The 22,670-nt window shown below is 61.8% G+C and carries 6 protein-coding genes and 1 pseudogene; 4 read left to right on the forward strand and 3 right to left on the reverse strand.

Annotated elements, in window-relative coordinates; genetic code table 11:
* Positions 1-392: 392 nt before the first annotated feature.
* Positions 393-1,805: an amino acid permease gene (locus BFP90_RS25090; RefSeq protein WP_065898227.1), complete on the reverse strand. Its 1,413-nt coding sequence runs from the start codon at positions 1,803-1,805 to the stop codon at positions 393-395.
* Positions 1,806-2,220: 415 nt separating this feature from the next.
* Here BFP90_RS25090 and BFP90_RS25095 point away from each other — a divergent pair, with 415 nt between their 5' ends.
* The 4 genes from BFP90_RS25095 to BFP90_RS25110 all read left to right on the forward strand — a co-directional run bounded on the left by BFP90_RS25095 (position 2,221) and on the right by BFP90_RS25110 (position 21,759).
* Positions 2,221-5,310, forward strand: a complete 3,090-nt coding sequence (locus tag BFP90_RS25095; protein WP_065898228.1) for a transglycosylase domain-containing protein — start codon at positions 2,221-2,223, stop codon at positions 5,308-5,310.
* A gap of 157 nt (positions 5,311-5,467) precedes the next feature.
* Positions 5,468-10,558, forward strand: a complete 5,091-nt coding sequence (locus BFP90_RS25100; RefSeq protein ID WP_065898234.1) for a dermonecrotic toxin domain-containing protein — start codon at positions 5,468-5,470, stop codon at positions 10,556-10,558.
* A gap of 120 nt (positions 10,559-10,678) precedes the next feature.
* Positions 10,679-16,462 carry a membrane-targeted effector domain-containing toxin gene (locus BFP90_RS25105; RefSeq protein WP_065898229.1) on the forward strand — a complete coding sequence of 1,928 codons (5,784 nt, stop codon included), beginning with the start codon at positions 10,679-10,681 and terminating at the stop codon, positions 16,460-16,462.
* Positions 16,463-16,809: 347 nt separating this feature from the next.
* The gene (locus tag BFP90_RS25110; RefSeq protein ID WP_256097514.1) at positions 16,810-21,759 is read left to right on the forward strand and encodes an NEL-type E3 ubiquitin ligase domain-containing protein; all 4,950 of its coding nucleotides are present in this window, start codon (positions 16,810-16,812) and stop codon (positions 21,757-21,759) included.
* Positions 21,760-21,772: 13 nt separating this feature from the next.
* Here the strand turns inward: BFP90_RS25110 and BFP90_RS25115 are convergent, their stop codons facing one another.
* Together BFP90_RS25115 and BFP90_RS25120 are read right to left on the reverse strand one after the other, a co-directional pair.
* Positions 21,773-22,255 (reverse strand): CS1 type fimbrial major subunit, encoded by a 483-nt coding sequence (locus tag BFP90_RS25115; RefSeq protein ID WP_065898235.1) that lies wholly within the window; start codon positions 22,253-22,255, stop codon positions 21,773-21,775.
* A 5-nt stretch (positions 22,256-22,260) separates the two neighbouring features.
* Positions 22,261-22,670: pseudogene (locus BFP90_RS25120) on the reverse strand (molecular chaperone); the annotation flags it as partial.

The following is a 22,670-nucleotide window of genomic DNA, read 5'->3' on the forward strand; positions in this document are numbered from 1 at the left end:
GGCGGAACCCTAAGTGGCCGTTACCGCAGAAACGGATATGTACGCGATCTGATCCAACATCCTGATCGGCTCAGAGGCCGTCATCGGGGGCAAGCCCCCTCCCACATTTGGACCGGGATCGACACCAACATCCTGGTCGGCTCTAAGGTCGCCATCGGGAGCAAGCCCCCTCCCACATTTGAGCCAGGATCGACACAAAATCCTGGTCGGCTCTGAGGCCGCCATCGGGAGCAAGCCCCCTCCCACAGTTGGGCCAGGATCGACCCAAAATCCTGGTCGGTCCTGAGGCCGCCATCGGGGGCAAGCCCCCTCCCACAGGGGATCTGCGTTAACTGATCGGCATCAGGGCAAGCCTGCTCCCCTATTTCCCGGCTCCGGTTCAGCCTAAGGGTTCAGGCTGCGGAGCGCGCCGCCGCATTGGTCGGCTGCAACTTGAACACGTAATACAGCACCGTCAACAGCACCAGAAACGCAGGCCCCACATACAACGCCACCCGTGTGTCCGGGAAGTACGCCATCAAGCCCACCACCAACAGCAAAAACGCCAGCGCCAGGTAGGAACTGACCGGGTACAGCCACATGCGGTACTGCAGACCGGCACGCTCGGCAGGGCTCAGGCCCTTACGGAATTTGAGCTGCGCCAGCAGGATCATCAGCCAGGTCCAGATCGCGCCGAAGGTGGCGATGGAGGTCACCCAGACAAACACCTGGTCGGGCACCAGGTAGTTGAGCAGCACGCCCAACAGCAAGGCGAAAATCGACAGCAGCAACGCCTTGCGTGGCACGCCATTGCTGGATGTGGTGCCGAACGCGGCCGGGGCCTGGCCATTCTGCGCCAGGCTGTAGAGCATGCGCCCGGTACTGAAGATGCCGCCGTTGCAGGATGACAACGCGGCGGTAATCACCACGAAGTTGATGATACCCGCGGCGGTCTTGATGCCCAGGCGTTCAAAGGTCATCACGAACGGGCTGCCCTGGGTGCCGATTTCATTCCACGGGTAGATCGACAGGATCACGAACAGCGCGCCCACGTAGAACAGCAGGATGCGCCAGAACACCGAACCGATGGCGCTGGGGATGGTTTTCTGCGGGTTGCGCGCTTCACCGGCGGTAAGGCCGATCATCTCCACGCCCAGGTAGGCGAACATCACCATCTGCAACGACATCAAGACGCCCTGTACGCCGTTGGGCATGAAGCCGCCATGGGCCCACAGGTTGGAAATGCCCAGCGCCACGCCGTCATTGCCGAAGCCGAAGGCAATAATGCCGACGCCGCCGATCACCATGGCAATGATGGTGACGATCTTGATCAATGCGAACCAGAACTCGAACTCACCGAACGCCTTGACCGCGATCAGGTTGATGGTGCCCATGCTGATCAGCGCCGCCAGGGCCCAGATCCAGCGCGGTGTGTCGGGGAACCAGACGCCCATGTACACCGCCACGGCAGTGATTTCCGCGACGCAGGTCACCAGCCACAGGAACCAATAGTTCCACCCGGTGAGAAAGCCCGCCAATGGGCCCAGATAATCCTGGGCATAACGGCTGAACGAACCGGCCACAGGATTGTGCACGGCCATTTCGCCGAGGGCGCGCATGATCACCAGAATGGCCAGGCCACCGATGACGTACGAGAGCATGATCGCCGGGCCGGCCATTTCGATGGCCTTGGCCGAGCCGAGAAACAGGCCGACGCCGATGCAGGCGCCGAGCGCCATCAGGCGAATATGCCGTTCACCGAGTTCGCGTTTGAGCGGGCCGCCTTGGACGGTCTCGCCAGGGGGCAGGGGTTTGCCGACAGGCATAGGGATACAACCTCATTTTGTTATTGGATTTGACCACCGAGCGTCGGCGTATCTGCAGGTAGGCAAACACACCGCCTTGACCGGGCCTGCCTCGTGGGCAAACCCGCCTGGCATGTGTCAGCGGCCAGGTCAGCGGGCATGCAGTATAAAAAGCGCGCGCCAGGGTATTTCACTCTATAAACAGGCAAATTTGGCGATATGCCCCGAGAAAAAGCGCTTGGACGGAGCAAGCACCAAGCGTCTGGAACGGCCTTCTGCGCGCAAAACGGCGCAGAGTATTGCATAACGGGCCGGGGTCCAGACACCTCGGACAAACCCGTGGCATGCGGGCCCATCGACAAACTTCGTAGATCAGACAATTCGCGTCTACGCTTCAGACAAGTCCGATCAATCTGTAGGAATGGATCAATCGACTATGGGCGCACTGTGGCAGACCGACTCGCATCAGGCTGAAGCCGACAGCCCGTCACCCGCCCCATTGCCGAAAAAATCCAGACCGCCTCGGCCATGGCGTCGACTGTTCTGGCTGATCCTGCTGCTGGCGCTGGCCGCCCTGGGGTTCGCCGCGTTACGCGAGATGCACAGCGCCCGCTGGCAGGCGCGCATGCTCAGCCAATGGGCGTCACACTTGACCTATCGCGTGGAGCCCGGTGCCAGCGATGCCATCGTGTATCCCGGTGCCGGGCCGTTCGATCGGCGCCTGGGCTACAGCGCCCTGGGCGAATTCCTGCCGCGCTTGCTCAAGCGCAACTACGTGATCCAGTCTCAGGCGCGTTTCTCCACGGCATTGATGAACTACAGCGGTCACGGCCTGTTTATCCCCTATGCAGAAAAAATCCAGGCCGGGCTGAACATCACCGATTGCCGTGCCGCGCCGTTGTACCAATTCAACTACCCGACGCAGCTTTACGCGCAGTTCAGCGATGTGCCGCCGTTGATGGTGCGCAGCCTGTTGTTCATCGAAAACCGGGCGCTGCTCGACCCCGAACCGGCCCAGGCCAACCCGGCGGTGGACTGGCCGCGTTTTGCCAAGGCCGCCTGGTCGCAGGTGGCGCGCCAGTTGCACCTGCCGGGGCAGACAGCAGGGGGCAGCACCCTGGCGACGCAGTTGGAAAAGTACCGTCATTCACCGGACGGCCTGACCCTGTCGAGCAGCGAAAAACTGCGTCAGATGCTGTCGGCCAGCGTGCGCGCCTATCAACACGGTACCGACACGCTGCCGGCCCGGCAAAATATAGTGCGCGACTACCTCAACAGCGTGCCGCTGTCGGCAGTGCCGGGCCACGGTGAAGTGCACGGCATGGCCGAGGGCTTGCGGGTGTGGTACGGCGCAGACTTCGCCCAGGTCAACCAGGCCCTGGCCGACACCACGAACACCCCGGCCGGTCTGGCGTCACGGGGTCTGGCGTTGCGCCAAGTGCTGTCGCTGATGATCGCCCAGCGCCGTCCTTCGCATTACCTGAGCAAGGGCCGCGACGAGCTCGCGCAATTGACCGACAGTCACCTGCGGCTGCTGGCGCAGGAGGGGCTGCTGGAACCTGGTTTATTGAAAGCGGCGCTGGCCAGCCAGGTCAGCTATCGCGACTGGCAGCAGCAACCGACCACGCAGAAAATCGAGGCCAACAAAGGCATCGGCATGGCCCGCAGCCGCCTGGGCGCACTGCTCGATCGCCCGCTCTACGACCTTGATCGCCTGGACCTGTCAGCCACCAGCACGCTGCAGGGCGATTTGCAGGAACAGGTCACCGCCTACCTCAAGCGCCTGGCGGACCCCGCCTACGCCCAACAGATCGGGCTGTTCGGCGAACGCCTGCTCACCCCTGCCAGCACGCCGCAGGTGCGCTACAGCTTCACCTTGTTCGAGCGCACTACCGACAGCGCCCGCGTGCGCGTGCAGACCGACAATACCGACCAACCGTTCGACATCAACGAGGGCAGCAAGCTGGAATTGGGCTCCACCGCCAAGCTGCGAGTGCTGACCACCTACCTGCAAATCATCGCCGAGCTGCATGAGCGCTATGTCAACGTCGCGCCCGCGGCCTTGAGAAAAGTCCAGATCGCCGAACAAGACCGCCTCAGTCGCTGGGCCGTGGACTACCTGCTGCAAAATCCCGGCAAACCCCTGGCGCAGATGCTCGACGCCGCCCTTGACCGCACCTATTCCGCCAGCCCCGGCGAACGCTTTTTCACCGGCGGCGGCCTGCACCGTTTCCACAACTTTCGCAACGAAGACAACGGCCGCAACCCGACCCTGCGCGACGCCCTGCGTGAGTCGATCAACCTGCCGTTTATTCGCCTGATGCGCGATCTGGTGCGCTACACCACCTACACCGGCGCCGACAACAGCGCGCAACTGCTCAAGGACGACAACGAGCCCCGTCGCCAGGAATACCTGGCGCAATTTGCCGACCGTGAAGGCACCACGTTCCTGCTCAAGTTCTGGAAGAAATACCAGAAGAAAGACACCCAGGCGCGCCTGGAAACCTTTCTCGACAGCCTGCATCCCACGGCGATCCGCCTGGCTGCGGTGCACCGTTATCTGCTGCCCGAGGCCAGCCGTGACAGCTTCAACAGTTTCGTACGCGCCCGCCTGGCCGGCACCAAGGCCCAGCAGACGCTGACCGACAAGCGCCTCGACGCGCTCTACGACAGCTACGGCCCCGGCGCCTACGACCTGCCCGACCAGGGCTATATCGCCAAAGTGCACCCGCTGGACCTGTGGTTGCTTGGCTACCTGATCAACCACCCGCAGGCGACGTTCAGCGAAATCGTCAAGGCCAGCCAGTTCGAGCGCCAGGAGGTCTACAGTTGGCTGTTCAAGAGCCGTCACCAGAGTGCGCGCGACAGCCGTATCCGCACCATGCTGGAGATCGAAGCGTTCCTGGAGATCCATCAGCGCTGGAAGGCCGTGGGTTATCCCTTCGATCATCTGGTGCCGTCCCTGGCGACCGCCATCGGCAGCTCCGGCGACCGCCCCGCCGCCCTGGCCGAGTTGATGGGCATCATCCTCAACGACGGCGTGCGCCTGCCTGTATTGCGCATCGACAGCCTGCACTTTGCCGCCGGCACACCGTATGACACGCGCGTGATCAACGACCCCGGCCGGGCGCGACGAGTGATGCCCTCTGAAGTGGCGACCGCCTTGCGCGGAGCGTTATCCCAAGTGGTGGACGCCGGCACCGCAAAACGCGTCGCCGGCAGTTTCAAACAGGCCGACGGCACACCGCTGCCCATGGGCGGCAAGACCGGCACCGGCGATAACCGCATCGAAGCCATCGGTTCGGGCGGGCGCATCCTCAGTTCCAAGGCGATCAACCGTACCGCCACGTTTGTGTTCTACATTGGCGAGCGCCATTTCGGCACGCTCACCGCATTCGTACCGGGCAGCTCGGCGCAGGGGTTCAAGTTCACCTCGGCGTTGCCGGTGCAAGTGCTCAAAGGCATGGCACCGATAGTGATGCCTTATCTGCAAGGCGAAAGCCGGAGCGCATGCCTGCCTCAATGACGCCCTGCCAGGGCGGTAACCGGCTGTTGATTACTCTTGATTAATTGATCCGAAGCGCCGGTTTCCCGGGGCCTTGCCTTGATTTTTCAAACTTATTTTCAAGCATTCGGCTGAATAGACTCGAACGTCTTTTAAAGGACTATTCAGGTTGAAAGAAATGCCCATTTTGCTCGCCCCTGCAACGCCGGACAGTTTTCAGGGCCGCCACATCGAACACCTAAGGAACGCCCTGCCCGACTGGCTGACAGGCTCCAGCCCGGCGCGCATCAGCGCGCTTGAAGGCGCAGCGTTGCCCACTGCGCAACCCTATGCGCATGCCACCCCCCAGGCTCACCTGCCCCTCAGGCAGGCCATCGCCGAGCATTGGCGTGCGCAAAACACCCTGGACAAACGCCTGGGGAATATCAACGACCTCTACACCTTCGCCGAGCCGTTGCTCAAAGCGGCATTGTTCACTGACTACGGCGACATCGACGTTAAAAACACCTTTGTGCGCCTCTATACCGACGCCGCCCTGGCCTGGTGGACTGTCAACGTCAAAAAAGGCGTACAGAGCAAAACCCTGTCATTACTGGACGCTGCCCTGGGTAATTTTTCCGCTACCGACCGTTTTGTCGACTTCGCCTTTCTCAGCGCGCAAGACCTGCGCGGGCAACAGGACATCCTGCACTTCCCCCATCGCCGCACGGGCGTGCGCCTTGGTGCAGAGACCTTCAAGAACATCTGCCGAAACCTCGACATCGGCGCTCGTTACCAGGCCCGTCTCAGGCAGCGGCTTGGGTTCGACAACCCGCCCGTTGCGGTCGTGGTGCGCGATGAGGCTATCACCACCCACAAGGCCGCCCTCAACAGCGCCGCCCATCTGGCGCAACTCAAAGGCGACCTGCGCGCCGATGCATTGACGGCCGTGCAGGGCTTGATCGAACAACGCGCCGACGTGAGGCTCGATGGCCTGCCGATCAACAGTTACAACCTGAGCCTGCTGGACTGCCAACTGACCGGCATCCTGCTGTTCATGACACAACCGGCCAATGGCCGGGTCATTGCGTATGTACCGGGAGACCCTGAACACCCCGTCAAGGAATACCCCGCCCCCACTGCATTCGTCCGAGAACTGACCCGCCAGTTGAAGGGCGGCCCCGCGCAAACCACTGGCACCTACCCGCGTTTTTTCAGCCAGTTCGTGCCTCATCAACTGCGCGGCCGGTTTTTCGCGCAGCTCAGTGCGCGACTGAGCGCAGAGGTCGACCGGCCCAACCTGCAATTTCGCCTGCAAAACATCACCGAGGATTATCAAAACCGCGCGGACGACCCGGGCACCGATAATCTGTGGCGATACCTCTACCGTGTCCACCTGAACAAGGTCGTCAATGACGCCAGGGACATGGCGGTGTCCACCGCCTACGTCGACCACCTGGCCCGGTGGGCCTGGTGGGATAACTTGCAGCAGGCGCTGTCGGACCTGCTCAATGCCGGCCTGTTGCTGATCACACCCTTTGTGCCCCTGTTGGGAGAACTGATGCTGGCCTACACCGCCTATCAAGTGCTCGATGAGGTGTTCGAAGGCATTGTCGACTGGTCCCAGGGCCAGCGCACGGAGGCTGCGCAGCACCTGCTCGGGGTGGCGCAGAACCTGATCCAGGCGGCGCTCTTTGCCGGCGCAGGAAAACTCGGTGAAATCCTCCCACTCGCGCCTTCCTCCTTTGTCGACGGCCTGCACCCGGTGCGAATGCCCAATGGTGGAGTCAAATTATGGAACCCTGACCTGCGCCCCTACGCGCGACAGGAGCATGGCCTGCCTGCCGACGCGCTGCCGTCGCCGTCGGGCCTGCATGAGCATCAAGGCAAGCACCTGCTGGCACTGCACGGCGAACACTATGAGGTGCTCCCCGACGCGGATACCGGCGAGCATCGGATCAGCCACCCGACACGCGCGGATGCCTATCGCCCGCAGGTATTTTTCAACGGCGACGGCGCGGTATTGCACGAAGGGGAGCAGCCGCAGACCTGGGACAGCACCACCCTCATGCGTCGCCTCGGGCATCGGGTCGAAGGGTTCACCGATCGGCAACTGGCACAGATGCGCCAGGCCAGCGGCACCGAAGAGGCCGCGCTGCGCGCCATGCACCTGTACCATGAGCCCATGCCGCCACTGTTGGCGGGCACCCTCAGGCGCTTTGAAGCGCAGGCTTATCCGGCCATCGCCAGCGAAAAAATTCGCAGCGGCCGGCCGCTGGCGTCGGACCCTTCATCAGACTGGTTCATACAGACGGTCACCGAGCTGGACGGCTGGCCCGCTGATAAAGCCATCGAAGTGTTCCTCAACCCTGACTTGTCCGGACGCAGCATCAAGGTGGGCAACCCGCATGCTGCGTCGGCAGATACCTTGCCCCTCAGTTTCGCGCAAATGATGTCAGGTCAACTGCCCGAACATGTCCTGGGTTTTCTTGATGAAGCGGCGACCCACCAACTGCTGGGCGGCGACATCGCCCAAGCGCAACGGGTGCAGCACCTGCGCGATCAACTGGCCGATCACGTGTTGCGCTGGCGCCGGGATTTCGCCGACAACGTGTACCGCCAGGTGTGGGAAATGACCGACGACCCGGAGCACTTGCTGTTGCGCCACGCCTTCCCCCACCTGGATATGGCCCTGCAGACGCGCCTGCTCGGCACCGCCAGCGGCCAGGAACACCTCACCATGGCCGCGCAACGCCTGCCCTTGCGCCTGCATAACCAGGCCCGTGAACTGGATGTGGCCGCGCAATCGGTGCAGGCCTTCGAAGGGTTTTATGCCGCGCCGCCCTTACCGGTCGCCACCGAGCGGATGGCCCTGAACACCCTCAAGGTGCACAGCGACAGCTTTGCCGACCTGCGCATTCAAGTCCGCGAACAGACGCCCACCGGGTCCTTGCGTTGTGAGGCCGGCCCTGTCGAAGCGACAACTCGGCGGATGCTGGTGCCAAGCGCGCGTGGCTATGACCTGTTCGATGAAGCCGGCATGCGGCTGTCCTCCCACTCAGACCTGTATGAGGCGATCCTTGGCGCATTGCCCGCCGATAAAGCCCTGGCGCTGGGCTACCACCCCGGCCAGGGCGCGCCCTTCAAACAATGGCTGATGGACCGGCTGGCATCACTGGCCGAACGGCGTGCGGTGCTGGCCGAGCCACCGACCTACCGCCGGGCCGACCGGCAAACCGTGCAACTGCTGGGCGGCGCCGGTGTAGGCCGCTGCGCCGAGCCCCCCGCCGAGACCTCCGCTGACCATGCCCGGCAAACCTTGCAACTGCTGTTTCCCACACTCAATCAACAGCGCATGGAACTGTTTATCGACAGCGTTCCGCCTCGACAAATGCGCGGTCTGCTCAATGAGCTGACCGAAGAAAAACAACGCTTGCACGTCGAGCTGCACGCCTGGAAAGCCAGCCCGACCCAGCATGCCCGAGGCAGTCGGGAGGATCGTGCGGAACGGGCCAGGAGAACGCACCTGGGCGTTGCCGTCGAACGCTGCTGGGGCGACCGATTTGCAGAACACACCGATGCCTACGGCCATGTTCAAAGCGGTGCCCGCCTGGATCTGCACGACTGGACGTTGCCGTCGCCACTGCCTCGGCTGACGGCCAACTTCGAACATACGACCGCCCTGAACCTGAGCAACACCGAATTTGGCCCGCCGCACAGTGACTTCCTCAGGCACTTCCCCACCCTGCGCAGCCTGGACCTGCACGCCAACAGACTCATCGATGTTCCGCCGGCGCTGGCGCACATGCGCTGGCTTAAAGACCTCGACTTGAGCAGCAATGACCTGACGCTCAGCCCCGACGATGTACGTACCCTGAGAAAAGTCCGCCGCCTGGAACACCTCGACCTGAGCAACAACCCGCTGGTGCTCACACCCGATATCAGCCTGATGCCTAACCTGCGCCACTTGGGCTTGAGCCGCACGGCAATCACCCAGTGGCCGGGCGGACTGTTTGCTCACCCTCTCGCCGACGATTTTGTGCTCGATCTGCGCGCCAACCCCATCGACGCGCTACCGGATGCCACCGCCGGTACACCCAACGCCCGGGTGATTGCCCGCACGCGCCTGGACCGAAACGCCCTGACGGCCCAGGCGCTTACCCACTACGAACACTACCGGACCGCCGCCGGACTGGACCCCAACCGCACCTATGAACCCATAGGCAACAGCGGCCCCTGGCTGCTGGAGGCTGACGCGCAAACCCGCCCCATCGCCGAGCAGGTGTGGAACGCGGTCGAACGGGAAAACGGCTCCCAGGGCTTTTTCGAAGTGATCCGCTACCTTGAGCCTCCCGAGTTTGTTGAACAGGCCGAGGACCGCCTGCGCTATGAAGACAATCGCCGGGCCATGACGCAAAGGCTCTGGCGGCTGGTACGCGCCGCCCATGAAGACACCCCGTTGCGCGAACGCCTGTTCAAGATGTCCGGTTTCCCTGGCCTGTGCGCCGACGCCGGCGCGCAGATTTTCAATGAGATGGGGATCGAGGTCATGGCCAGCGAAGCCTTGCGTTACTCACAAGACGCCGCCGAATGCGAAGACAAACTCGTCACCCTGGCCAAGGGCGGCGCCCGCCTCAAGCTGTTGGGCAAGGTGGTGGGCGAAGACATTGCCCAACGCGTAAGACCGGTGGCCGAAGGCGGGCTGGGCCAACGGTTCAGGTCCGACATGCGCGATGGCGTGCCCGGAGAGGTCGACGAAGTGGACGTGCACCTTGCCTACCAGACCGACCTGGCGACCAGGCTGGATTTGCCCTGGATATCCAACCACATGCTGTACCGCACAACGGCCAACGTCAGCGAGGAGCAGATCAACCAGGCCTACACCCGGGTGCTGGCGCTGGGCGAAGGCGACGGGCTCGTCAATCAAATGTTGCTGGAGCCCTATTGGGAACAGTACCTGCGCGACAGCCACGATCAGGCCTACCGCGACAATGAACAGCTGTACTCCACACGCTTCCTGCAACTCGATGACTTGCAGACCGCGCAGGCACAGTGGGCGCGATCTGACACCCTGACATCGGCACAAAAAGCCGTCCTGCGCGACACATTGCGCACTCTGGGCGAAGCGCTCCAACTCCCGGACAGTGTGGTATTTGCCGACGCGCCCATGTCCGATGACGTGTACAACGGGCTGCTCAACGATCTGGGATACAAGGAAAAGGAATGCTTACGCCAACTGACACGTCAGGCCCTCGCCCGTGACACGGGGCGCCGCAACCGCGCGTCGTGAGTGGGTACAACGCGGGCCTGGCCGCTTGAACCCTGACCCGCACCTTCAATAGTTACCGCCGCGCTCACTCGCCCTCGCCGCATGCTGATGGATCATTCCATCAGCATGAGGACAGTGCCAATGAGCACACCGACGCCCCCTTCGCCCTCACCCAAGCTTCAAGAAATACACACCCAGCTGCTTGAAATCGACCCGCAGTTGCGCACTCAAACCCGGCAGCCTGCCGTGTTACCCCCTGAACTGCTTGCGCTGGAAAAGCTCAATACCACCCTGATCAGCGCCAACAACGTCCTGCTGGAGAGGTCACGCAGTTTGTTTGGGGCATTGACGCAGGCGGACCTCACCCAAGCCGCCGGAAAAACACTGCTCGCCCAGCTCAAAACCGACCTGAACACACACCTGCTGGGCCTTGACGAAGCCAGCACCGTCAATGGTCTGGGCCGCAAGAGCTATCTCGCCCAGACGGCGGGTCTTGGCGCGCTGGAGCAGCAGGCCAGGCTTGATGTGCGCGATTACCTGCTGGCCCCGGCAGAACAACGCATGGTTGAAGACTGCTCCCGGGGCGCGGATTATCGGCCGGGGATGTACTCGCTCAACTTCAGCTACCAGGACAAAACCGTGGAGTTTGCCGGGGCCTTTGTGCTTACGCGCAAATCCAGCCCGGTTGTGGATAACCTGACCTCGGGAGAGGACCTCGGCCAGGTGCTGTTGTTCACCCCAAACCGAGGCCTGGAGTCCTTCGATTCGCTGGCGCAACTCGACCAGCGACTCAAGCCGACGCTAGCGTTGCCGGCAGGCCACGAGGAGTTCTGCCAACACCTGCCGGTGCGTTATCAGGCGCTGGACGTCGACGATATCTGGCCACTGCAATTGCTGCCCATCAGCGGCGAGCCCTTGTTCGAACATACCTACAACGCGATCATCGACAAGCGCAGCCAGGACATCGAATGGGCATTGAGCCTGGTCGAAAACCCGCTGCACGAGGCAACACAGCTCCAGTCAGCACTGGACGACGCGGTGAAGGCCGCACTGCCGGATTTGTCCTCACGCCTGGCGTTCAGGCGCCAACGACTGCTGGAGCGCAGCGTGTACAACGGCCTGCCGGACTGGTATCGCCACGCGGCTGCGACGGACCAGCAAACCCTGAGTCGTTGCCTGCAGGATTACAATCAGGCCCGGGCGACCTATATCGAGCTGCTGGGGCCTGCCGCTTCGCCTCAGGCGCTGGCGCATTTCCAGCTGACCGAGTACCTGGACGAAGCGCTGGAAATCCACGACCTGAACCCGCTCCACCTGAACATCACCACCCGACGCCATGTCGCCCATGTCGGCACCTATGAGCAAACGCGCAGTCTGGCGCAATTAAGCCATGACGGGCTGCATGCGGGCGACGAGCTGCCCGGCTCTGATTTTTTGACCAACACCACCCTGACGTACGCGGGGGCGGCACTGCAAGGCGAGCATGCCGTGCTGAATGCGCAGAGCCTGCTCGAGATACTCCGCGAATCCGGCCTGCAACCGCGCCTGGACTTCGCCGCGCTGCAAAAACAAATGCAGACCGAAACCCGCTTCAGACAGGCGACTCGCGACCTGTTTGATCATCGCCTGGTGCTGCTGGCCTTTATCGCCCGCTTGCGAGGCGACCTGAGCCACGCGGACCATGCCTTGTTCGACACCTTGCGCGCCGGTACCAACCCGCTCCTGTGCGCACGCACCGTGCTGTTGCACGGCGCGCAACTCAAAGACCTGTGGCTATTGCGCGAGGTGGACGCCACCGGCCAAGTCCGGCGCTTGTTGCTGTGCACCCCGAACTCGCCGCGCGAGCGACAGTTCCAGGCATTCGCCACCGAGCGCGAATGCCAGGCGCATATCATCAGTTGGGCTGATGACCACACCCGGTCAGAGGGGCGCACCCTGCGCGACTACCTGTTGGAGCAATGCCCGCTGCGATTTCGGCCGAAGATGGGCACGTTCCTGGCAGGTCTGGGCTTCAAGCCCGACGCAAGGGAACACGAAGAGGTGACATTCGGCCCTGTGTGCTCGCACACGGTATGCCTGGACGCCATGGTCGTGCATTCGCAAAGCGCAGCGCAGGACGATTACGACTACAGCACCCCGCTCTGGTATCGCTCGGCCCAGCCGCCAGACCGAACCCGTTTGACCCGCCTTGCCGACGATGCCGCAGGTGCCTTGAGCACCTATGACGCCATGCCCGATTCGCACGCCAACTTCATCACCTTCGATGCCTATCTGCACGCCAAGGCCACACTCAGCCTGAACACGCTGCTGGGCCGTCCTCAGAATGATGTCGACCCTGACAGCGTGTTCGTGTCGGCGCCCTGGCCACTGCTGGGCGGCAAGCCGAAGCCCATTACCTATACGAGGCTGTACCGCGACGGTTACACGGACAACGTCGGCTTCATCGATCCGAAATTCTCTACCTCGGCCACGTTCAGCGGGCCGGCGGGCGTCGACCTGAGCCGCCTGACCCCGCAGAACGTGTCAAGGTCGGTGACCGGTGTCTGGATCGGTCGACGCTACACCGACGAAGTGCGCGCCAAATTGCAAAGCGCGAACAGCCCCGGATATGCCAGACGGCGCGACGCCACGCTGGCGATCACACAACTGCAGATGAAATACGCGGCGCTCGACTGCTGCCTGCGTGGCCATATCGCCCGGCTCGACCTGACCTGGCTGGAGCGAGCCATCGACAGCCTTGGCGACACGGCGGCTGCGACTCGCTCCACTTATCAGGTACACCGCCTGACGATTGACGGCGATTGGGTAATGGGCAACTACCTGTTCAGCCATGCAAACAACCCGGTGTTGCTCTACACCCCCAACGCACCCGACGGCATCGGCTTTCGTGAGGCGAAGCTGTTCAACTACTGGCTGAAAAAAGTCAACGGTGTGTCGGCTTACCTGCACGGTCGGGTGCCGGTCCAATCCCAGGCGCGGATCACCACGTTCCTGACGACTGCCCGCGATGGACTGCCCGAAACGATTGACCGCACCACCCCCAGCCTGGCGCGCTATGACAGGACAACGCCTGACACCACCCTGACCGACCTGCGCAACGATGTCTACAACAGGGTGCTGCAACGAAAAATAGACGATGTGACTGCCACCACGGTCAATCGCACAGAGATGATCATGGGGATTGTCTGGACGTGCGTCGAACTGGTCACCACCCTCGCCACCATTCCATTCCCCGTGTTGAGCCTGGGCCTGGGTGGCTTGTTGGCGTTCAAGGACGCGATGCTCGCCATCAGTGCCTACCAGCAGGGCGACATGGCCGGCGCCTTGAGACACTACATCGGCTACCTGGCCAATGTGGGCGGTGCTGTGTTGTTCGACGTTCGCCAGGCCCTTAAAGGCCCCTTCAACACACTGTCGATCAGACCGGTGACCAAAGCGCTGACGCCGTCCACGCTGATCAACGATATCGACCCCGGTATTGCTGCCGGCATGAAACCCGTGATGTTTGATACCCATCAGTTCTGGGTCAAAAACACACCGGATCCTCTGGGGCGATATCTGCTGTTTCGCCATGACCCCGTCACCGGGCAAATGCAATCGACTGCACGCCTGGTCAACCAGAACGCCGATGGCCATTGGGTTCGCTCCGGGGTTGCGGGAGGCGGCCGCAGAAAGACCTATACGCTGCTCGAGGAGGAAGCGGACCAGCCCCTGGCGCGCTATGAGATTGCACCCGAGCAAGGCAAGTACTTCAGATCAGCGCTCAACCTTGAGTATGTGCGCAACATCACCAGCCATCCGGATGACACCATTGCCCAGGGCGCACGTGAAGGGGCCTATCTGGATTTGAAGCCTCTACGTGACAGCTATCGCAATCAGGTGAAACACCTGACTGAAGATACGCAGGCACTTTACGCCTCGCCTCCAGCACGCCCGGACCGTAGCGGGTTGCCGGTACTGGCAGCCGATTCCAGCCCGTCTACCGTACTGGCCGGCCTGTTCCCACTCAAGAAGCGGCTGATCATTGGCGCTTCCAACACCAGCGTTGCCAGCAAGCAGTTACTGATCGAAAACCTGCCGGCCCTGGCAGCGCAAGGACTCAAGCGCTTGCACATCGAAAACCTGCCGGCCGATGTTTTCCGCACCAAACTCAAAATCATCAATGGCGAAACCAAGGGCAACCTTGCGCACGCCTTGAAACAGGTCGAGGACCACTTGGCGCGCGTCGATGCGAGTTTGGGCTGGGGCGCGGACGCGCCGTTTACCTTCCGTAAACTGATGCTCGAAGCCCACAGGCACAAGGTCGCGATCGACGGTGTGGACGCCTCGAGTTCTTATCATCTGGAACACGCGCTGGAGCTGTCTGACAAAGAGCGGTTTATCCCGCGCAACAGCCAGCTCAGAAATTTCTATTCCCACAAAGCCATCGCGCAAAACGATCCCGATGATGGCTGGATCGCCCTGGTAGATCACAGTCGCATAGGCAGTACCGACGAGGTGCCGGGCCTGGCTGACTTGCAGAATGTCATCGCCTTGCGTGTGGATGATGCTACCCCTGGCCAGGCAGTGGGCCTCCTGCCTGATACATCCGCCGCCGCGCTGTCGCGCGGTGATTACCGGCTGACGATGGCCACCACCGCCCAAACCTTGCCGACGGCCGGCCCCTCAAGAGCGGTACCGGGCCCCCCATCACCGTCTCATTACCATGAGTTTGATCTGCCCGCGTCGTTCAAACCGGACCTGGACGAGATGGTGCATAGGCATGACAGCTTTGACCCCATCTACGGGCCTCGAACGGGAGACCCGTACCATCCGGCGCACCAGGCGTTCAAGCAAACACGCAGTCGCCTGGATGAAACCGCCAAACAGGCGTTGGCCGCCTACACGCCAATGCCACGCCCGGATTTCGCCGACCTTGCCACGGCGACCAGCGAGGAGGCGTTCATCACGCAGTTGTTTAAAAAGATACGGGGACTGGTTATCGGCGAGTCCCATCTTGATACCTACAGCAAACGGTTCCTGATCAAACACATGAAGCTGTTGAAGCAGGAGGGCGTGGAGACCTTGTACCTGGAGCACCTGCTCACCGATCTGCATCAGGCCGAGCTGGAGGATTTCTTGCGCATCAGCGAAATGCCGAAAAACCTCAAACGCTACCTGAGCGCGCAGGATGCCGGCCATATGCGCGGTTATACCGGGCCCGACACTTACACCAATGTGGTCAAAGCCGCGAACAAGGCAGGCATTCGGGTGCGGGCGCTCGACTGCACAGCCAGCTATCACGTCAAGCGCATGTACGGGGACAAGGCCCGCATGAACCTGTTCAGCTATTTCGCCAATGAGGTGATCAAGGCTGACCAACTGGCACAGGGCCCGCATCGATGGGTCGCGCTCATCGGGGATGCCCACTGTGACCTGCACCTGGGTGTCCCGGGCCTTGCGCAATTGCAGGATGGGGTCAGCTTGAAGATACGCGATGTTCACCCCACCCAGGCATTGCCGCTGCAGCGGGGCGGATGGGAGCTCGTCGAAGGTCAGATTGGCTCCCCCGGAACAAAAACCCTGCGCAGTGACTTCACGTTGCACGTCGGTATTGCCGGTAAGCCCATGCCGTTTCCCAAGGCGGTGCCGGACCGCGCATGGCTCAGGAACATCAACGAGTTCCTGATCGAGCAGCCTTCAGCCACCCACGCCAATGTGCTCCACCGTTCCGAGAGCGGAGCGATTGTGTCCACCCCCATTCAAATTAACGATACCGGGGAATTTTTTGTCGAGCGTTGGCCGCAGTTGCGAGGCAGGTCCTATATGACCTTGGAAAACCTGGCGGCGCAGCTTAAGACAGAGGTGAAACTGTCACCTGCCTCCAGGGCGGCCCAGCCAAGCGAGCCACTGCGACAGGTGAAGGGGACGTTGCCTGCCTTCTGATCGCTAGCCGACGCCTGTCGGCTGAAGCACCACTCACTGTCAACTTTTCACGTTTATTCCTGCCCGGCCCAAGTGCCGGGCAGCCCTTGACTGTTCCTTAAAAAGGCAACCTGACCATGCTATTGGAGTCTCCTTATCAACACGCTGCACGCCATGCAGAAACGGGTATTCACTTTGACTTGATCAAGCGTGCACTCCCCGCTTGGCTCAGCTCGACAACGCTGGCCCGCGTTCGCGCGGTGCAGGCCGCGAGCCCCTGCGTCTACACACGAATCACGTCTATCGACAGGCCCCTGAACACGGCTTCGACAGAGGCCATGGCCGAGCATTGGACAGCCCGGAACACGGTGGACGAAACATTCAAATACCTAAAAGACGTTTATACATTCGCTGAACCCCTGCTCAAAAAAGCCTTACGTGAATACGGCAACATTGATGTAAAAAACACCTTTATTCGTCTTTATGCCCCCGCTAAAAACAGCTGGTGGGCCATTGGCGTGCGCAAAGGCGTGACCAGCCGGACCGTATCGTTACTGGACGCAGCCCTGCATAATTTTTCTGCCGGCGAGCAATTTGCCGACTTTGCGTTCTTGTCCAGGGCGGACGCTCAAGGCCAGCAGAACATTCTCCAGCTCACCTCGCGCATCAACGGCCAGGCCTTGACCGCACTGGGCTTCAAAGACCTGTGCCGCAGCCTGAATATCGGCCTGCAATACCAGACGCGATTATTGAAAGTTTTGGGGTTCAACAATCAGGTGCAGGCCGATAAATTACGCCGCAGGGTGATTGCCTGCGATAAGGCGGCGCTGAAAAACGCCGCCTGTATCGCCCTGTCGCAAGGGCATATCCAAGACGATGCCCGGCAATTGCTCTTGGATATCGCCGAGGGCAAGCCGGCCCCGGCCCTGGGTGGCATTGCGGTGCAGTACTACAACCTGAGCCTGCTGGATGCCCAACTGAGCGGTATTGTGCTGATTGCCGCGCCACAAGGTCGCGACAAACACATCGAGCGCTTGCTGGCCTTCATCCCCGAAGACCCCGAGCACCCGTTGAAGGAGTACGCCTCGCCGGTCGAGTTCATGAACGAACTGACACGCCAACTGCGCGACAGCACCACGACCCTCGATGAAAAAGGCCAGGCACTTTCCAAAGCCACCTACCGGCAATTCTTCAGTCAATTTGTGGACCATAAACAACGCGGCTATTTTTTCTCCGAGCTGCAAAACCGCCTGTTCAAGGTGCAATGGCATCAGAAGAAACGCACCGACAGCGGCCCCAGCTGGCAAACCATCCCGGTTGACACGCCGCAGTTGCACTTCAGCGTGCAAAACATCTTTGACGATTACCAGAACCGCCCTCCGGCCGGCCATTCCGAACCCGATACGCTGTGGCATTACCTGTACCGGGTCAAACTCAACAAGATCGTCAACGATACCCGGGAAATTGCCATCACCACCGCCTATGCAGACCTGATGGCCCGCTGGGCCTGGTGGGACAACCTGGGCAAGATGCTCTCGGACATCCTTAATGCCGCGTTACTGGTGGTCACGCCATTCGTACCGTTCCTGGGGGAGTTGATGCTCGCCTACACCGCCTACCAGGTGGCCAACGAGGTATTCGAAGGCATCGTTGACTGGGCACAGGGTGACGGGCTGCAAGCGATTGCTCATGCCATGGAGGTGGCGCAGGCGGTGGTGCAACTGGGGGTTTGGGCGGCGGCCGGCACGGTAGGCCAGACGCTTGCACTCACGCCGTCGCCCTTCGTCGAAGGGTTGCACCCGGTGGAACTGGCCGGCGGCGAAAAACGCTTGTGGAACCCGGACCTTTCGCCGTACCAGCAGAGCATCAGCCTGCCCAAAGGCACCCTGCCTGACGCACAAGGCTTATATCAGCATGCTCAAAAACACTGGCTGGCACACGCAGACAACCACTATCAGATCGAACGCGACCCACACCTGCCTCACCAGCGCATCGTGCATCCCCGCCGGCCACACGCCTATCAACCGAAGATACGCTTCAATGGCAGCGGTGCCTGGGTGCATGAAGGTGAACAACCCCGCAGTTGGGACGATCACACGCTGATGCGCCGGATCAGTCCTGCCACCCAGGCGCTGAGTACCGAGCAGCTCGAACAGATCCGGGTCATCAGTGGCAGCGAGCCGGACCATCTGCGCCACATGTACGTGCGCAACCGACCCTCCGCACCGCTGTTGGCCGACAGCCTTGAACGCTTTCAAGCAGGCCGGTTTGCCGAAGAGTCAGCCCGCAGGATGCGCACAGGCCAAACGCTCGAGCCATATACCTATTGGTTCGAACAGGCCGTCACAGAGCTTCCCGGCTGGCCGCCAGACAAAGCCCTGGAGGTGTTTCACAACAGCGACCTGAGCGGCGAGTCGCGTAAATACGGGAATGCCGACGCCGCGTCGGCGGATACCTTGACCATCAGCCTGGCCGACGTGATGGCTGCCAGGCTGCCGGAGCGCGTGCTGGGTTTTTTCGACGAACAACAGATCACTGCGTTACTGGGCGACAGCTTGCCCCCGGCCGAACAGGTGCAGGCGTTGCGCAATCGACTGGCGGACTACGTCGACGGCTTTGGCGGTCATATCGCCAACAGCCATTATCAACTGGGCCAAGTCAGCAGCGACCCGCACGTTGCCCTGCTGCGCCAGAACGTTCCCGAGCTGCCGCTGAGCTGCGCCAACGCGCTGCTCAGGCAGGCCTGGCCAGAAGAGTCCACGGTGATGACGCACGAGCAGCGCCTGCCCTTGCGTCTCAAAAGCCTGGCACGCGAGCTGGACGTCGACAGCCAGGCCAGCCGCGCTGTCGAAGGGCTCTACCCGCATCATCAACCCTCGGTGCAAAGCGAACGGTTGGTGCTCAACACCTTGCGTCTGCACAGCGATGCGTTCGCCAACCTGAAAGTCGACCTGCGCAACGGCAGCCCCAGCGGCCCTTTGCGCTGCAGCGTCGGCGATGCCAATGCGCTCCAGACCCGCACCCTGGTGCGCAGCACGGACGGGCACTATGTGGTGTTCGACGCCGATGCCAAGCCGCTGACCGCTGCCGCCACTTTGTACGAGTCCCTGCTCTGGACCCTGGCACAGGACCCGCAACGCGCGCCTCTCTTCGCCGTCGGCGAAGGTGAGCAACTGCGCCAATGGGTGATCGAACGCAATCAGACGCCCGCCGAGCGGCGCCTGGCCCTGGCCGACCCCACCGTGAGCAGGCGACCTGCGCCCGAGACCGAAGTGCTGCTGGGCGGCGGTGCCTCGTGCAAAATGTCCCGCGTCGACAGCTATGACATGCAGCCCAAAACCATTGAAGAGCGCATCAAGCTGTTACTTCCCGCAATGAGCAAAGACAGCGTTCGACGCCTGTCTATCACGCTGGGCACAGCCGAAGGCGAGCAAACGCTGACGCAGATGGAATCGCAAAAACAGCAGCTGTTCCATCAGCTCGATACCTATATAAAAAGTCCGACGCGCTGGGAAAGCACCCTGCTGGAGGCGCAAGTGCGCAAGCGTCGAGCGGAAGTCGCGACCCGCCTCTATGACGGCTGGAGCAACGGCCTGACGGTGCATCTGGACGACAGCTTCGAACACCGTGGCGGTATCGCCCTGGACTTGTTCAATACCCCTCTACCCGACGAACTGCCCACCCTCAATGTGCCACTGAACCACATCAGCGACCTGGACCTGCGCGGTTGTGAATTTTCCGATAGCCATGCCGCCTTTCTCGACAATTTCCCGCATCTGCGCGACCTCGACCTGAGTCGCAACACACTCACCAGGCTGCCTGAGACCCTCGGCAAGCTCAAACGCCTGCGCCGTTTGTACCTGGAAGGAAATGCCATCGTGCTGGATGAGGCGGCCATGTCGACACTCGCCCGGCTCAAGCGCCTCAAACAGCTTGAAATGGCCGGTAACCCGCTGGGGCAGGCACCGGACATCCGCCAGATGCCGGCCCTGACCCTGCTGAACCTGCGCGATACACAGATAAACGACTGGCCCGCCGGGCTCATCGGCCAATCCCGCGCGCGCGGATTCCAACTGGACCTGAGCGAGAACCCGATCACCCGGTTGCCCCATGTCGCCCCAGGCTCGGATGATGCCGACATCATCGCCCGCACACGGCTGGACCAAAGCAGGCTCACCTCGGACTTTCAGGACTTGCTCGCCGAATACCGCGAGTCAGTGGGGTTGGACGCGCTGCGCACCTATGCGCCCAAAGGCCAGAGCGAACCCTGGCTGACCTGCATCAAGCCGGCAGAGCGCGAGCGCCATCGGCAACTGTGGGAGGAGATTGAAAAGGAACCGGGCTCCCAGGGCCTGTTTGAAGTGATCGGATCGCTTGAGGAACCCGATGAGTTTCAAGCCGAGGAGGACCGCCTGGCCTACCAGAGCAATCGGCCGGAATTGAGCCAGCGGGTGTGGCGCCTGCTGCGGGCGGTCGAAACCGACAGCGACCTGCGCGAACGCGTGTTCAAGGATACCCGCTACCCCGGACTGTGCCCCGACGCGGGCGCGTTGATCTTTCAGAAGCTGGGGGTCGAAGTGCTTGCCAGTGAAGCCCATCGCACCAGCACATCACCAGAGGAACTTGAAGGCAGGCTGGTGGTGCTGGCCCGCGGCGCCGCGCGCGACGCGTATATGGGCAAAGCCATCGGCGAAGATATCGCCCACCGCCTCAAACCCAAAGACCAGGGCGGGCTGGGGCAACGGCTATGGTCGCAAGTCATCGACGGCGAGCATGGCGAGGTCGACGAAGCGGGCATTCATCTGGCCTATCGCAGCAGCCTGGCGGACCGACTGGACCTGCCCTGGCTCTCGTCGCATATGACTTACCGCACACTGGCTGACGTGACCCCCGCACAGATCGACAAGGTCGCCGCGGCGGTCGAAAGGCTCGAAGAAGGTGACGGCCTGGTCAATCAGATGCTGCTGGACAAAGGTTGGGAGCGTTACCTTGAGCAGCACCACCCCACCGCCAAATGGAACAATGACACCGCCTTTGACCGCAAGTACCTCCAGCTCGATGAACTACAGGCGCTGCAAGCGCAATACGCTCAGTCGCAGGACCTGCCGCAGACCGATCGGCAAGCCCTGCAGACGAAACTGCGCGACCTGGCGCAGGCCCTGGAACTGGATGAAGCCGGCGTATTATCCGGCAACCCGATGAGTGCGGCGCAGTACGATACAACCCTGAACGAGCTGGGATACCGTCACAATCAGTGGCTGCGAGACCTGACCCGCGAAGCGCTGAACCGGGCAGGCCCACGCAAGAACCGCGCTTGATGGAACCGAACGGTCAGGGTGCCAGAAAATCAAACATCAGGTGCACCGTGCCGTAGTAGGCCCCGCCCTGGTAGCCCCCCTCGGGCTCGATTGGAGCAATCTCCAGCTCGACGCGCCGGCCCATGCCCGCCTCGTCGGCGCTGAGTACCCGGGTCGAGTCCAGGGTCAGGGGCACCCGGTTGAACAGCACGCGCAAATCAATACGGTCGCGGCCGCTCACCAGATAGGGCGTGTCCCCCAGGCGCGCGGCCACGCCGCCATTGAGGTTCTTCACGTCGAAGTTCTTGCGCAGGCGCCCGAGCCTGGAGGTGGCCAGGTCCCATGCCAGCACCTGGTCCTGCCCCATCCAGTCGGGTTCGGAGGGCAACACGTAGGCCTCATGAACAGGGATAGTCACCGACACCTCAAAACTGTGGCGCTCCTGAAACGCCTGTGCCTGCCCGCCGATGGACAACGTTGCGATCAACGCCGCCCATACCGTCAGTTGCTTGAACATTGTCATCACCCGTTGCTGTTGACCGTCATCGGTTTTTTGTCGCGGCCTTCAATCATCTGGAAGCGGTACTCACGGCCGGGTTTCTTCTCCAGCATCCACTGACGGCCCGGCAGGATGTGGTGCTTGGTGGTGGCTTCGCAGTCGGTTTTTTGCGTCACCGAACAGTCCCGGAATTCGTCGAGCACCACCACACTGTTTCCGGCATTGCGCAGGGTGTACTGGCTGGCTGTCTCGACAACCTTCGTATCGAAGCGGGTGTCCTTGGGTCGCACGAAAAACACGGTGCCGTAGCCGGCCATGATGTTGACCCCGGCCGCCAAGTCCTTTCTGTACGCGTCACGCTCGACGTCGGTGACGGCAAAGTCGTCGTCCTTTTCCGGTATTACCGGGATGAAGCGCACCCGGAAGTAACGCT

It is taken from the genome of Pseudomonas sp. 24 E 13, from assembly GCF_900004715.1.
Classification (GTDB): Bacteria; Pseudomonadota; Gammaproteobacteria; order Pseudomonadales; family Pseudomonadaceae; genus Aquipseudomonas; species Aquipseudomonas orientalis_A.

Excerpts from the sequence above, each read along its gene's own strand:
- BFP90_RS25095 (WP_065898228.1), top strand. The coding sequence starts at position 2,221 with ATGGGCGCACTGTGGCAGACCGACTCGCATCAGGCTGAAGCCGACAGC.
- BFP90_RS25105 (WP_065898229.1), top strand. The coding sequence starts at position 10,679 with ATGAGCACACCGACGCCCCCTTCGCCCTCACCCAAGCTTCAAGAAATA.
- BFP90_RS25100 (WP_065898234.1), top strand. The coding sequence starts at position 5,468 with ATGCCCATTTTGCTCGCCCCTGCAACGCCGGACAGTTTTCAGGGCCGC.
- BFP90_RS25115 (WP_065898235.1), bottom strand. The coding sequence starts at position 22,255 with ATGTTCAAGCAACTGACGGTATGGGCGGCGTTGATCGCAACGTTGTCC.
- BFP90_RS25090 (WP_065898227.1), bottom strand. The coding sequence starts at position 1,805 with ATGCCTGTCGGCAAACCCCTGCCCCCTGGCGAGACCGTCCAAGGCGGC.